Raw genomic sequence first — 15,111 nt, forward strand, 5'->3', positions numbered from 1 at the left:
TATCGCCTGATAATATTCAGGTTTCACTTAATCACATACCGAAAGCCGGTATGGTTTAAAGTGCTGAGCTCCTCAGTCAATTGGCTGTTCATGTCGTAAGTATAAGAAGTGGTGTCAATAACCGATACTGCTTCTTTTTTATTATTAGTAGTTAAAAATGTAATCTTTTTATCTAACTCACCTTTGTTATTATAAATAAATTGGATGCTGTCAGTTTGATCGCCGGCGGCTTTTCTATTATTTATTTGCGCACTTAATTTTCCGGATGGATTATAGCGATAACTTGTCACAGAAATTGTATCTGCCGATTCATAATATCCAAACAAATAGGTAATCTCTTTTTTTTCTAATTGTTGCAAACTGTTATACGTGTTTTTAAAAGACTGCATTTCGTAGCGGGTTAATACTAGTTTAGTGCTATCCTCATAAATTTGGGTATAAATTTTTTCTGGATTTCCTTTATTGTCGTAATACTGAACAGTAATTATCGGGTTTATTTTTTCCTGGGGATACACAGTTGTTTCTCGTCGTAAACTACCATCCACGGCATAAGAATAATATTTTACGGTTAACGTGTCAACACCCTTTACATGTACTTCACCACTTAAAATTCCATTGGTATAAGCATAGTCGAAATATTCATTTAATACACCCTTACGATCCAATTCGTCTTTTCGAACCAACAACACACCACTGTAATAATAATTTATAACGCGAATAGTGTCATTTTTTCTGTTACCGAAAAAAATTTCCTGAATTGGTAAATCTGCTGAATCGAATTTGGTTATACTGCGCAATAACGAAGTGTCATCGGCAAGCACAAAGGTGAATTTTTGTTTTACCGGATTTATTGTTTTAGGCTCCGGTGCATTGCAGGCAACGATTCCGGAAATTACTAAAATAAACAACCACTTAGTCATTATAAATATGTGTTTGGATTTCACCTTTGTCATTAGCAGTCGCTCTAAACATACCATCAGTATTCCATTGGAAGGAAACTGCGCCATATTTATCAACGGCAATCATACCACCATCTCCGGTAATTTCTTTGAAGCGAACATGAATCATATCATTGGTTGCTTCATCTAAAGAAAATCCTTTAAATTCTATTAAATCGGAAACTGTTTTAGCAGCGACAGTTTTAATAAAATCTTCTCCTGTTCCTGTGCAACTGATGGCACATGTTTTATTATTAGCATATGTTCCGGCACCAATTACCGGTGAATCGCCAATACGATTATATTTTTTGTTCATTAATCCGCCAGTTGAAGTGCCGGCGGCAAGATTGCCATATTTATCGAGCACCACACATCCAACGGTGCCATATTTTTCTTCAATATTTTTTAACGCAACCGGTTCTTTTTGTAAGGCCATTACTGAATCTACATAATGGATATAAGCGCCTTCAGTACTATCTTTCATGCCTTTCCATCTTTCATATTGATGTTGTGTATAGAAATAAGAAACATCAACCATTTCGAGATTGTATTTTTCGGCAAAACGCTCAGCACCTGCACTGCTGAACATGATATATTTTGAAGAATCCATTACCATTCTGGCAGCTTTGATAGGATTTTTTATGCGTTGCACATTGCTGATTGAACCTGCATCTAAAGTGCGGCCATTCATAATTGCAGCATCCATTTTTATTTTACCGTTGTTGGTAAAAACGGAGCCTCGTCCTGCATTAAATAAAGGTGAATCCTCAAGTATGGCAATAACCGCCTGAACAACATCTACTGCACTATCACCGCGTTGTAACATTTCATAACCCACTTTGGCTGCCTCCGCCAACTTTGCATGAAAAGCTGCTTCCTGCTCCGGAGTGTATGTGCCTTTAGGCATAGCGCCCGCACCACCATGTAATGCTAAAGCAAAAGAAGCTTGTTTTGGAGTTGCAGTTTCATTAACAGTTTGTTCCTTGCAGGATACAAAAAGTAGGAGAGACACCCCAATCAGGATGCCGGCGAATGTTGATTTCATCTGACAAATTTAAAACTTAAAATAATATGTTACACCGGCAATGTAATTTGTATCCGGTTGCCGGGTATTTACATCCCGATTTATACTGTAGGATAACTGTAATCGGTTGTACGTGTTTATTTGATAATTGAGCCCGGCTGTGTATCGCCATTGTTCAGTTTTATTCAACAAATCCAATCGATAAATTTGTTCGTCTGAAACAAACACGGAGTAGTTATAATTAAATTCATATTTTAATTGTATTTTATTTCTGAAGTAATGTTTATCATCTTTATAATTAAGATCTTCGTTGCTGTGGAACCCATATTGTTTTGTGACAAACCTGGTGCGAATATTAATTCCGAAGTCACCAAACGATTTGTTATAACTTAAATCGGAGTAAAGGAGATATCTTTCATCAAACTGATTGTCCAAGCCTTTAATTGTGGCAATCCGATAATTTGCTCCAAAAGTAAATCTGGAATTCAATTTGATATTTGTACCAAAATCAAACAAAGCATAACCTAATTCAGTATAATTTTCATTTAAACCAAGCTGCGAATAATAAACAAACGAAAAAGTGCGATTAATTTTCTTTTCAACCTGGACACCCACGGTGCCCACAGCATCGCTTTGCTGCGCATGTGCCAGCAGGTTCATAATTATAAATACATATGTAAAAAAATATTTTTTCACTTGTTATTATAAGTATAATTATAACTTTTAATGCTAATGAGGGTATTGTTACTGTCGTAAAACGCTCTTTCAGTTAAATTCCCTCTTATATCATATTTGTAAGTATATTTTTTAATTTGCCGGCCTTCAGCATCTACTGCTAGTTCGGAGATTTTTCTGCCAAATGCATCATATTCAAATGTCGTTTTTTCAACTATTGAAGTGCCATTGTAAACAATTACCATTTGTTTTGACTGAAACCTGTCGTAAGTTGTAGTGATTTTAGCAATCAACACATTCGCAGAATCATAAACAATATGCTCAGTTTCATTACCTTTTTTATTATAGGTATAGGTTTCTTTTGTTTTGATGGTATCGGCATCATTAAAGGTAATTTCTAACGTTACGTTGCCCTTTTTATCATATTCAAAATAGTTGCGACGGGTTAAATCCATTTTCCCGTTTTTCAACTCGTAAGTTTCATTTGTTTGTGAAACGGCACCGCGATTAGCTCCTGTTTGCCCCAATAGGGAACCGGTGGTAAGAATTAATAGAAAAGCTAAGGATACAACTCTCATTAGAACAATTATTTATAAACAATAAGATCACCTAAATCAATATCTGCATTTTTGCTGTCGATATTTATTTCCTCAATTATTGCCGTTTCCGGAGGGTCAACTGCAAAATTTACAATAGCGGCTGAATCAATGGAATAAGTATACACCGTATAAGCGCCGGGATATAAATAATTAAATTCAAACTCACCCTTATAATTAGTTTTTATCCTGGTTCCATAATTGGTATCATCTCCAAAAACCAGATATACATAAGTGTCCGGCACATAATAGGAACTTAATAGAACTGTAAATGTAGAATTGTAATGTTTGGCATATACGCTACCTTTTATAGTTGCGTTTCCACCAATGCCCGGTTCCTTTGTGCAACCTGCTATAAGCAAGGTGGCAGTAATCAATAAAACCAGACTAAGCTTGCTCGGCCTGAAGTGAAATATGTTTATCATATGATATATTTATTTTATTATTATCAACAACTATAAATGTATGTTTGCCTTTCATTGATTCAATGTAGCTCACCACTTTGATTCTGGAGGTGTTTTCCAAATCATTAAATGGTTCATCCAACAACATGATTTTTTTATCAGTTAGGAAGGCACGTGCAATAGCCAGTAATTTGCGTTCACCTGCAGATAAATTTCTTCCCCCATCTAATACCTGTTTATTTAATAATACGTCATCATTGGCACCTTCAAACCCTAAAGCGCGTAATAGGGCAGCGGCAGGTTTGCGTTTTTTGTCTTTGCGACTATATGAAATTACTTCAAATACTGTTTTGCCTAATAGTGGTAAATTATCACTCACTACAGCGATATTTTTTCGTAATGTATATTTTGAAATATCTTTAATTGATTTTCCGTCAATTTTAATTTCGCCTGAGTGCAGCGGATATAAACCGGTTAGTAATTTAAATATGGTAGATTTCCCACTTCCCTGTTCACCTTCCAGCAATACAATTTCGCCAGGGTTAATTTCGAAATTTTTATTCTTCAAAACTATTTTATCATTGTAGCGAAAGGTAACGGTATCAAAAATTATTTTTCCTTTTAATTGCTGACTGCCGGATTCTTTAGCCTTGTTCTCTTCAGGTGCATTAAGAAGGCCAATTAATTTGCTCATTGAAACATTGCCACTTATCCAAATCATATTTACTTTTAATAATCGCCTGTAAACAGGAATTATGCTCATAACCAACATAATAAAGGTAATGAGTGAACTTCCATCAACACCTGAACCTGCTTCGTTAAAACTGTTGTAAGCTACCCATAACATAACGAGTAATGCTACATACAATAAATATGGATAAAGCGCCTGCATAAAAGCATAAAAGAAGTAATATTTTTTACCCTCAGTAAATAGAACCTCTGATCGTTTGTTATACTTTTCTGATTCTATCGATTCGCGATTAAATAATTTTACTGTTTGAATAGCTTTGAGTCGCGCAGCAACAAATGCAAGGTTACGTGAACGAATATTTCTTCTGGTTCTTGTTATTGTTCTGATTTTTTTATTCATCAGTTTATTAATAACAAATAATATTGGCAAGGTGCATAATAAAACAATTGTTAACTCCCTGTTTAATAACAATAATAAAGCGCAGGCTGCTACCATAAACACACAATCGTATAAAAATTGTATGATACCTTTTGTGAGATAATCCTGAGTGGCTTTTAAATCACCACTATAGCGCAATAAATAAGCACCGCTGTCGCGCGATTCAAATGTGCTGAGTTCAGTATGCAGTTGTTTATGAAAAAGCTGTTTCCTTAAGTCATTAGAAAAGGCCTCACCCGTAATACCGGAAAAATATTTTTCAAAAAAATTAAAAACAAAGCGAATGCTTAAAAACCCGGCAAAAAAGGCAAAAAATGTTTGAATATTTTCAATATGGCCAAAAACACTTTCAAAAATACGTCCCCTTGCCGAACCGGAGTGCAGTGCAATATTGTAAAACTGCCCGATAAATAAAGGGATTATTACCGAGCACCCTGTACTTAGAACACCAAATACAAAGGCACCGGTAATAATTCCCTTCTTCTTAACCGCAAACGAACGTAATACATCAAGGGTTTTAAGCATGATGTACAAATACTTTTTGTTGGTCAAACAAATGAACAAATTCACCACTGCTCAATTGATCGATATCTAAAGTTGCAATTTCTGTTTTTGCTTTTACTTCATTGATTAATAGCGGACTCATAGTAAATCTGCCACAAATAACTGCCGGTGTTACACCAAATTGCTCTAACAATTGTAATCCGTAAAACACGCCAAGGCTATCACCACATGAAAAAATCATACTGTGAACGGTAGACATAAATGCTGCGTCGCGCAATAAGAAATCTGTTTCGCGTTCTAATAAACCATCAGCAATTTCCATTACGATATAATCTGGATTTTCCGGCTCAAGCATATATAATAATGTTTGATAGAGGTCTAATATTTCTTCCTTAGAACACATGTAAGTAGAAGGGTATCCGCCATCAGTAAAATCAACAACCACATCTGCACCACAATCGAAAACAAAATCTTTATCTTTTGTAAAGCTGGTTCCGGTTAGTTTTATAAAGGCAACTTTTTTACCTGTTGTTTTTAAACCTCTTGCCAAATAGGCAGCAGAAGTAGTTTTACCACTATCCATAGATGAACCTACCGATAAAATTAATTTTGCCTTATTTGGAACATATCCGGCAAAAGGAATTCTGTTAGTATGATAAAATTTGGTATTAATTACATTGCCATCAACACCTGTAGCATAACCAATCAAGCGAACTTTTGTGGGTTCAATATCTTCTAAGGAAGCATTTTTTGATTTCACTAAACCAATTGCTCCGCCTGCGCCTAAAATATCCAGAATTTCTGTTGGTACTTCCGGTGTGTAACCCTCAAACTGAGAAGTAGCATAACGATTCGCAAAAGCAGCCATAATAACATCGCCTTCGAAAATTGCAGTTATTCTTTTTGTTTCCGATTGAATTGATTGATGTTTGCCAACTTCTAAAACTTCAAATAAAGCAACATCTCCGTCTTTTGGTGTATAAGATGCATTTATGTTACTGTTAATGCTGTAATTGGTTACTTCTTTACAGATGATAGTTTTTTTAATTCGATTGTTCATAAGATTTAGTTTTATGTGTTAAATGATTTAATTTAAAATGAAGGTGTTTGTTGATACTATTTTGTTGTTTGAAATTACGTTGAGTAAATAAGTGCCGGCCGGAAGGTTAGCGCAGTTGATATTTAATTTTTCTTCCGCACCACACGAAATTGTTTTAACAATTCTTCCCGAAATGTCCGTTATTGAAAGCTCAACCGATGTTCCATTTGCAATTGATGCGAAGTCGAGCGCTACTGTTATATTAGTTGTTGCCGGGTTTGGATAAATATTTAATTGCACTGTAATGTTGTTATTAAAAATATGCTCCGGTGTGGTGCCATATAAAATAGTTACGATATCGCGTTGAGAAGTGTTACCATAACTTCCGCCTGTTACATAAATTTCATTTTCAAATGCAAGCAGTGTATTCGGCACATCAGAGGCATTGCCGGTGCCATTAAATACTTCTGTTTCATTTAAAATGCCATCTGAAGAATATTTTAATGTAACGTAGTCGTAATTAATTAATCCACCGGTTCCATTATCTGTTTGTCCTGTAACAATAATATTATTATTTGCATCAACAGCTGCTTCACTTGCATCATCATTCAATTCATTTGCAAATGTTTCATCCCATAAAACATTTCCGTTGATATCAAATTTAATTACTGTAATGTCTCCATTTAAGGTTAATGCATCGGTGTCAGAAGCGGTTGTCGCGGCAATAACTAAATTATTTTCTGCATCGATACTAATACTTTTTGTTTCATCATTGCCTGTTGAACCTGAATCATAATGTTTACTGTATTGTAATGCACCACTGGTATTGTATGCTAATAAAGTAACATCTAAATCGTTGTTAGCACTAGTGGTTTGGCCGGCAACATAAATATTTTCTTCAGCATCAATTACCATACTAATTGCCTCGTCATCACCACTACTGCGGTCGAATGTTTTTGCCCATTGTTGAACACCTGCAGTATTGTATTTTATCAACAGCATATCTAAATTGCTGCCATTAAATGTTTTACCGCAAACAAATATATTTCCTGCATCAGAAATGCGAATTAATTTAGAATTGTCCAATCCATTACCTCCGCCATTATATCTTTTTTCCCAGCTTAAAACACCGGATGCAGTATATTTTAATGTAACCACATCATCATTCGAAATAATTGTGGCATCCTGATCGCTTCGGCCGGTTACATATATATTATTTTCGGCATCAATTGCAATTGCTACAGCCTTATCTGTTTCGTTTGCAGCATCATAGTTGTATTGTTGTGCCCATAATGAATCACCTGCTGCACTGTATTTTGCGAGCATCATATCATAACCGGTGCCACTGTTTTTTACAAAACCGGCGGCGTAAATATTTCCACTGTTATCCTGAGCAATTGCCAATGCATCATCTGTGCTTTGTGTATTGCTGCTGCCATTAATTGTTTTAATCCATTGTTGAGTGCCTGATGCACCCAATTTCATCACCATGAAATTTCTATCCTGTTCGTATCCGAAAGTATATCCTGCTAAATAAACATTATTGCTGTTGTCTCTGTAAATGGCATGTACGTTGTCGGCATTATCGCCAATTCCATTGTAAGCATAATCCCAATTATTTGTTCCGGATGTAGTTAATTGTAATGCAACAGCATCTTTGTTTGGTATATTTTCACTGTAGCCACAGGTAATAATTTTTCCTGTTGAATTTATGGTTATTCCTTTTGCAATATCATTGCTTGATGTATTTGCACTAAAAGTGGTACTCCATTGTAATGTGCCTGTACTATTATAACAAAGTGTAGTAATATCATTTTCAATATCAGCAGAAGCATCCTGATCGCTGCTGCCTGCGATATAAATTAAACCTCCGGCATCAACAACCATTCCAGCAGGAATATCATCCCCATCGGCACTGCCGAACGATTGTGAAAATTGTAATACGCCTGATGAATTATATTTTACAGTTAAAATATCGTAATTAATTCCGATTGCAGAAGCGTTTACGTCACTTTGTCCGGTTACATAAATATTGCCACTATTGTCGATGCCAATTTGTGTGGCTCTGTCGTCATCTACATAATCGAAAATGCCTTGCCATATTTCTGTTCCGCTGCCATCATAACAAATTGTTGCATAATCATAATTGTCACCATTACCACTTCTGCCTGTTATATAAACACGACCATTTGTAGTATTACATACAATATCTGTTGCTCTGTCGTGATGTGTTCTGTCGTAATAATTTTTCCATAATTCAACACCTGTGCTGCCATTATACTTTACAGTAAAATAATCATCATCTGCTCCATTATCTGAACGGCCGGTTACAAATAAATTTCCGTCACCATCTAAAGTTATAGCAGAAGGCCTGTCGGTGCTGTTTCCTAAACCATTGGTTCTTTTAACCCATTGTTGAATACCTGCGCTATTATATTTTACTACCAGATAATCATCATTATTATTTAAGGTTACATCTTTATCACTCTGGCCGGCAACATATACATTACCGGCATCGTCAGTAATAATTGCATTGCCCTGGTCAAATTCATTTGTGGTATAATTATATGTTGCTGTCCACAATAAATTTCCATCTGTATTATATTTTAAGGTTACTATATCATAACCTGTTCCGCTACCTTTTTGATATCCGGTTAATAAAATATTTTCACCATTATCAATTGTCATTGCAATTGCTTCATCCGGTCCATTTCCCAATCCATTAAATATGCGTGTCCAAACGGTATCACCACTATTATTTAATTTAACCAGTAAAATATCTTTACTTAAATCCGGGTTAATGGTATATCCTGCCTGAAAACTATTTCCACTTGCATCTGCAGCTACAACATTAAATACATCACTAAAATCACCTTGACCATTATAGGTATTGGTCCATTGTGCAGAAACGAGGTTTGCGATCCCGATTAGGCAAGTTAAAAAAATACTGTTTTTCATTTACGTTGTGGTTAAGAATTGTTTGCAAGGTCAAAAGTATTGTATGTATCTACATACAAAAAGGACAAAAAACCTCAAATTCCCATCTCAAATGCACTGTATTTAGGCTTGTTTGGATAGGAATTGAACCGGACGGACGCAGGTTTAGCCTATTCTAAAGGGTTTCAGGCAGTTACATTAGGGACACAAAAAGGCGAGTTTCATAAAATAGAGGCATTTTCGGCCTGCTAAAACAACAAAAAACATAAAAAAACCGCCAATTCGGTTGAATTGACGGTTAAATAAGTGTAGGTATCTTTTAATTTGGATTTTTATTTCCGGCACCTAATTTAAAGCCGATACTTTCGCGGGCTGTTGTGTTTAATTCACCATCAACCGTAAATCCTTTCACATCATCAATAGTTACCGTTTTAATCATTTCAGGTGTACGTTGTGCCGCGGGAATACCTGCCATGCGCAAATTTTGATGATGCACAATGTCTGCCACAATTTTTCGCATGGTGCGCGCATTACCAAAATATTTGTTCCTGTTTGCAACTAATACACCGATGTATGATTTTAGATGTGTCGCAGCCTCTTCGTTCAAGAATAAAAATTCTTTATTCAACAGGTTGGCGGTAATTTCAAATAATTCTTCAGGTTGGTAATCTTCAAAGTGAATAAATTTATCAAAACGCGATTTTAACCCCGGATTCGACTCAAGGAAACGCGCCATGTTTTCAGTATATCCTGCAACAATTACAATAAACTCACCACGATGATCCTCCATGCGTTTTAATAAGGTTTCAATTGCTTCTCGTCCAAAATCATTTTCTCCGCCCTGACTTAACGCATAAGCTTCATCAATAAATAAACCGCCACCCATTGCAGCTTCTATCATACTATCAGCTTTAATAGCAGTTTGGCCTACATATCCTGCAACCATTCCTTCACGGTCGGTTTCAATTAAATGACCACGTTCTAAAATACCAAGTGCTTTAAATATTTTTACCAAAATGCGCGCAACCGTAGTTTTACCTGTTCCGGGATTACCTGTAAATACAGTATGTAACGAAAACGATTTTTTTACATCGCGGCCAATTTCTTTGTAGTAACGAACCAGTTTCACCGTTTCCTCAATTTCATTTTTCACATTTGCCATGCCGGTTAATTCTTTTAACTGACTCATGGCATCCTGCAATAAAACTTCATCAATAGGCAACTCCGATTTTTTTGCAATGCCCATTCCGAAAATTTCTTCAACATCAATTAAATTAATGGTGCTTAAATCTTCGTTGGTTAAGTTTTCCGGATTTTCTGATTTCATTAAACGCAATGCCATATTTTGTTTTGCTTCTTCAATAATTGAATTTACATAACGAGCATTACCAAATTTATTATCACGATTGCGATAGGCTTCCACCACTTTCATGTAAACCAGATTTTTTGCTTCTTCCGAAATTTTAACACCACGCTTATTACTATCGTAAGCAGCAATATCCATTAGTTCATCCGGATTGTAATCCGGGAAATTAATTACCTGAGCAACACGTGAACTTAAACCCGGATTCGAATTTAAAAAATCGCGCATTTCTTTTGGATAACCGGCAAATATAAATGCAACATCTCCCGGACCATCACTCATCTCTTTTATGATAACTTCAATTACCTCTTTACCAAAATCTTTTCCATCATCGCCACGGTCGCTCAAAGCATAAGCTTCATCTATAAATAAAATACCACCACGTGCTCTGTCGATTGCAGCTTTGGTTTTTGGTGCGGTTTGACCAATATATTCTGCAACTAAATCTACCCGCCCAACTTCTGTTACATCAGGGCGTTTTAATAATCCCAGTGCTTTGTAAATTTTACCCAGCATGCGTGCAACAGTTGTTTTACCTGTTCCCGGATTGCCGGTAAATACCATATTTAAATTAATTCTGTTTTTTTCTTCGAACCCTTTTTCCTGACGAATTTTTAAAAATTTTAAATATGTGGTGAGTTCATTAATTTCTGTTTTAACGGTTTGTAAACCTATTAATTCATCCAATTCTTTTTTTGCACTTTCAAAGGTAGCTTCATCTGTTTGTTCTGCTACTACTGCATGCACCTGATCTCCTTGTCCAATATTGGTAAGCCAAACCGGAGTACCTGTTAATTCAATATCTGCTGTTCCAACTTCAAAAGGTACAATTGCAACAATATTATCCATAAATACCACTTCGCAGGTATATTTATCCGGATACCAAAATCCTGTTCCTTCTGCTCCGTAACCAACATCCATCACAATATTTTTGCGACTGTCGTTTACGTGTTCAAACCAGTAACAAGCGCCTTTTAATTGTCGGGTGTCGTTGTAGAAATATAAATTTAATTCTAAAGGAAAATATTTTTCGTGCGTAATTTTATTATTCATATCCAACTCAATGGAAATATACTGCGCGGTATCTTTATTAAATGCCGTCATATATTTTCGTTGCTCACGTGCAAGTGTGCCTTTCGGACTATTAAATAATTTAATTGTATTAAAATCGAAATAAGGATTGTTACTTGCGGTAACCTGGCCATTAGCGGTGATATAAAAATAATTGGTACCAACTAATACATCATCTAAAAATACTTCCCATTTATACGTACCTTTTTTCCACCATCCCGGATTAGGTGTTCCCCATCCTTCGCGAATCATAATTACATTTTGGTCGGGAGTTACAATAATATCTTTATCGATATTACACATCTCCTTATTATCATAATATTCGCTTGCTTTAATTTTTACTTTTGTTTTCCATTCTTCTTCGTCAAATAAAATATTGAAAAGTTGTAATTCAACATTTACATAACACACTTCTGTTTCATCAAAAACAATACGATAATTTTTTTGGTTGCCGAAAAAATTTTCCAACGAACCATACACTTTCATTTCTTTAAACTTAAAGCGCTTTTTTTCTTCATTCTTTTTTGCCATAACCTTAGTACCCTTGTTTCAGGGCGGATGTAAATTTAGATATTTATTCGAATTGTGCAATTCTTTGCTACTGCTCCAAAAGGCCGGGCGTTTCATTACTTTTGCAGAAATAATTTTATCGTATGCAGCATATTAAACTTTCAGATATTGACACCCTTCCGGCTAAAAGTATAGACAAGGATGATTGTGAAAAAGCAACAAAAAAATACATTAACACGTTGAGTGAATTACAAAACGTACTGTTTGCCCAGCAGAAATTCAGTCTGTTAGTTATTTTACAGGGAATGGATGCCAGTGGGAAAGATGGTGTAATTAAGGAAGTGTTTTCGGGTGTAAATCCAATGGGTTGTCATGTTCAGGGGTTTAAAAAGCCTACGGAAGAAGAAATGAGCCATGATTTTTTATGGCGTATACATCGAAATATGCCTGCAAAAGGTATGATTCAAATTTTCAACCGCTCTCATTATGAGGATGTTGTAATCCAAAAAGTGCATAAATGGGTTGATGATGCCACCATTCAACGCCGTTACGACCATATCAACGCCTTCGAAAAACTTATTCAGGAAAATGGCACTGTTATACTCAAATTTTATCTGCATGTGAGTCCGAAGGAGCAGCTTGAGCGCCTAGAAGAGCGCCTTTCTGACCCCCGAAAAATGTGGAAATACAATGCTAACGACATCGAAGAAAGCAAGCGCTGGCCCGAATACATGGATGCATACGAAACCGCATTTAACAAATGCAGCCCCGAAATTCCATGGAATGTAATTCCTGCCGATAAAAACTGGTACAAAGAATATCTTATCGCAAAAAAAATCGTGGAAGCTTTGCAGGCACTGGATTTGAAATATCCTGAGCTGCCTGGTAAATAAATTAGGTTGTTTGTACAATAGGGCTTGTCAACATCTTCTCCAAAAAGCTGGTTAATCAGTAATTTTTAGCCCGACGGTATTGATTTTCAGAAGGTTGCATCACAAAAAATTTTGTTTAAAAGTTTTGGAGATTTATAAGAGATGCTGTAATCTTGTATGGTATTTTAGGGGTAAAACTCTTTATTTAATTGGGCAAAATCAAAACATACACGTTTAAAGTCCTGGTTTTCTGCTGCATTTTATGTGGATGGATGACCCTGCCTGCGCAGATTTTGAGCGATTTTACTGCAAGTGATGAAACTTGGAAAGTTTATAATGAACCTTCAGGTGGCGCCCCGGGGCTTCCCATAAATTGGTCCGCTACAGGTGGTAATCCCGGTGGTTATGTTTTTGAAACCGATATTTCAGTTGGAGCTTGGGGATGGATGGGGCCAACAGAATTTAAGGGTGACCTTTCGGCATATTACGACTGTTACCTGAGTTTCGATTTATATCAAACTTCGCATTTGGGTATTATGACTAATTATTATGATGTCATGATTTTTAATACTACCGGCGATACAATGGTTTATAATTATACGGACCCGGTTGTAATAAACACTTGGCTTAATTATATAATAACACTTAACGATGCGGCGGGTTGGAAATATGGTTCATCAATAGCGGGAGCCGCTCCGGCTGCTACTGCAGCACAAATGTTGGCTATTTTGAGTGATGTAAGTAAAATCCGCATCAGAGCAGAATACTCCGGATTAACCTACGAAACCAACGGTATCGACAATGTTTTAATATCATGCGCACTACTTTTACCTGTTGAACTCCTCGAATTTAAAGCAGAAGTTGCAGGCGAAAGGGTTGCAAAACTCACCTGGTCAACAGCAAGCGAAAACAACTGCAATGGCTTCCAGGTTGAAAAAAGCGTAAATTTTACAGAATTTGACTCAATCGGGTTTATTCCGGGCAACGGAACAACACCATTTACTCATACCTATGATTTTTATGATAACAATTTCAATACATCAGCATACTATAGAATAAGAGAAGTAAATTTTGAAGGGAGGAAATTCAGTTCAGATATTGTTTACCTTAAAAATGAAAACAGCAACATTGTTACAACCATGGTGTATCCCAACCCTACTTCTGATAATATTGTAATCATAGCCGATGATGTTAATCCTGTATTGCAATACATCATTACAGATTGCGAAGGAAGAACTTTATTGGAAGCCCCTGTTGAGTCATACACCGGATTATTCAAAAAAAGCATCAGCATGGCAAAGTTTCCTTCCGGCATATACACGGTCACTTTTATTAAGGAACAGGGCTCGGATACGCAACTTTTCACCCTTGCTAAATAAATTTAACCTCCAAATTGCCAATTTCAGGGTAAATTACAGGTAATTTAAGAATTTTCTAAACTTTTAAAACCGAGCGAACAATTTCCTCGTAAATTTGTCCAGTTATCAAAACCACTAAGTGAACAACGCTTCGAACATACAGGCAAACGAAGAGGCGCTCATCACGGGATTGCAGACTCAGGATTCGTCCGTGCTCAAAATCGTTTATGAGAAATACGCTTCAGCGCTATTTGGCGTCATTTCGCGTATGGTTAAAGATGACCATCTTGCAGAGGATGTTCTGCAGGAAGCGTTCTTGAAAATCTGGAACAATGCTGCATCATATGAAGCCTCAAAAGGGCGCTTATTTACCTGGATGCTGAATATTTGCCGAAATGCTGCCATCGATAAAATGCGCAGCAAAGGGTTTAAAAATAATAAGCAGACAGCGAGTGATGAAACAGTATTACTGGAAAATCCAACCAAAATTTACGACGATATCAAGCCCGATACTATAGGTATCAAGGATTTGGTGGAGAAGTTAAAACCGGAATGGAAACAGTTGATCGACCTCATTTATTTTAAAGGATACACCCATCAGGAGGTATCTGAAGAGCTGCAAATGCCATTGGGGACGGTCAAAACCAGATTACGAAGCGCAATAATTGAATTACGAAATATCATATAATAA

The 15,111-nt window shown here is 36.2% G+C and carries 12 protein-coding genes; 3 read left to right on the forward strand and 9 right to left on the reverse strand.

The window, feature by feature from the left end; all coding sequences use genetic code 11:
• Positions 1 to 23: 23 nt before the first annotated feature.
• The 9 genes from IPI65_10665 to IPI65_10705 form a co-directional block, all read right to left on the reverse strand.
• Positions 24 to 920 carry a hypothetical protein gene (locus IPI65_10665; protein ID MBK7441976.1) on the reverse strand — a complete coding sequence of 299 codons (897 nt, stop codon included), beginning with the start codon at positions 918 to 920 and terminating at the stop codon, positions 24 to 26.
• Positions 913 to 1,983 (reverse strand): isoaspartyl peptidase/L-asparaginase, encoded by a 1,071-nt coding sequence (locus tag IPI65_10670; GenBank protein ID MBK7441977.1) that lies wholly within the window; start codon positions 1,981 to 1,983, stop codon positions 913 to 915. Before IPI65_10670 ends, IPI65_10665 begins: the two co-directional genes overlap by 8 nt.
• A gap of 9 nt (positions 1,984 to 1,992) precedes the next feature.
• Positions 1,993 to 2,658 carry a DUF2490 domain-containing protein gene (locus tag IPI65_10675; GenBank protein MBK7441978.1) on the reverse strand — a complete coding sequence of 222 codons (666 nt, stop codon included), beginning with the start codon at positions 2,656 to 2,658 and terminating at the stop codon, positions 1,993 to 1,995.
• Complete coding sequence (locus IPI65_10680) at positions 2,655 to 3,215, reverse strand: hypothetical protein (protein MBK7441979.1); 561 nt, start codon at positions 3,213 to 3,215, stop codon at positions 2,655 to 2,657. Before IPI65_10680 ends, IPI65_10675 begins: the two co-directional genes overlap by 4 nt.
• An 8-nt stretch (positions 3,216 to 3,223) precedes the next feature.
• The gene (locus IPI65_10685) at positions 3,224 to 3,658 is read right to left on the reverse strand and encodes a hypothetical protein (protein ID MBK7441980.1); all 435 of its coding nucleotides are present in this window, start codon (positions 3,656 to 3,658) and stop codon (positions 3,224 to 3,226) included.
• Complete coding sequence (locus IPI65_10690) at positions 3,621 to 5,291, reverse strand: ABC transporter ATP-binding protein (GenBank protein ID MBK7441981.1); 1,671 nt, start codon at positions 5,289 to 5,291, stop codon at positions 3,621 to 3,623. The genes IPI65_10685 and IPI65_10690 overlap by 38 nt, the downstream gene beginning before the upstream one ends.
• On the reverse strand, positions 5,284 to 6,330 hold the full coding sequence (locus IPI65_10695) for a hypothetical protein (GenBank protein ID MBK7441982.1): 1,047 nt from the start codon (positions 6,328 to 6,330) through the stop codon (positions 5,284 to 5,286). Before IPI65_10695 ends, IPI65_10690 begins: the two co-directional genes overlap by 8 nt.
• Positions 6,331 to 6,357: 27 nt before the next feature.
• Positions 6,358 to 9,267 (reverse strand): SBBP repeat-containing protein, encoded by a 2,910-nt coding sequence (locus IPI65_10700; GenBank protein MBK7441983.1) that lies wholly within the window; start codon positions 9,265 to 9,267, stop codon positions 6,358 to 6,360.
• Positions 9,268 to 9,565: 298 nt separating this feature from the next.
• Positions 9,566 to 12,211 carry an AAA family ATPase gene (locus tag IPI65_10705; protein MBK7441984.1) on the reverse strand — a complete coding sequence of 882 codons (2,646 nt, stop codon included), beginning with the start codon at positions 12,209 to 12,211 and terminating at the stop codon, positions 9,566 to 9,568.
• A gap of 122 nt (positions 12,212 to 12,333) precedes the next feature.
• Between IPI65_10705 and IPI65_10710 the strand changes: the two genes are divergently transcribed.
• From IPI65_10710 to IPI65_10720, 3 genes are all read left to right on the forward strand, one after another.
• Positions 12,334 to 13,083: a polyphosphate kinase gene (locus IPI65_10710; GenBank protein ID MBK7441985.1), complete on the forward strand. Its 750-nt coding sequence runs from the start codon at positions 12,334 to 12,336 to the stop codon at positions 13,081 to 13,083.
• Positions 13,084 to 13,271: 188 nt separating this feature from the next.
• On the forward strand, positions 13,272 to 14,441 hold the full coding sequence (locus IPI65_10715; GenBank protein ID MBK7441986.1) for a T9SS type A sorting domain-containing protein: 1,170 nt from the start codon (positions 13,272 to 13,274) through the stop codon (positions 14,439 to 14,441).
• A gap of 118 nt (positions 14,442 to 14,559) precedes the next feature.
• Positions 14,560 to 15,108 (forward strand): sigma-70 family RNA polymerase sigma factor, encoded by a 549-nt coding sequence (locus IPI65_10720; GenBank protein ID MBK7441987.1) that lies wholly within the window; start codon positions 14,560 to 14,562, stop codon positions 15,106 to 15,108.
• Positions 15,109 to 15,111: the final 3 nt, after the last annotated feature.

Source organism: Bacteroidota bacterium (assembly GCA_016706255.1).
In the GTDB taxonomy this organism is placed as follows: Bacteria; Bacteroidota; Bacteroidia; order Chitinophagales; family BACL12; genus UBA7236.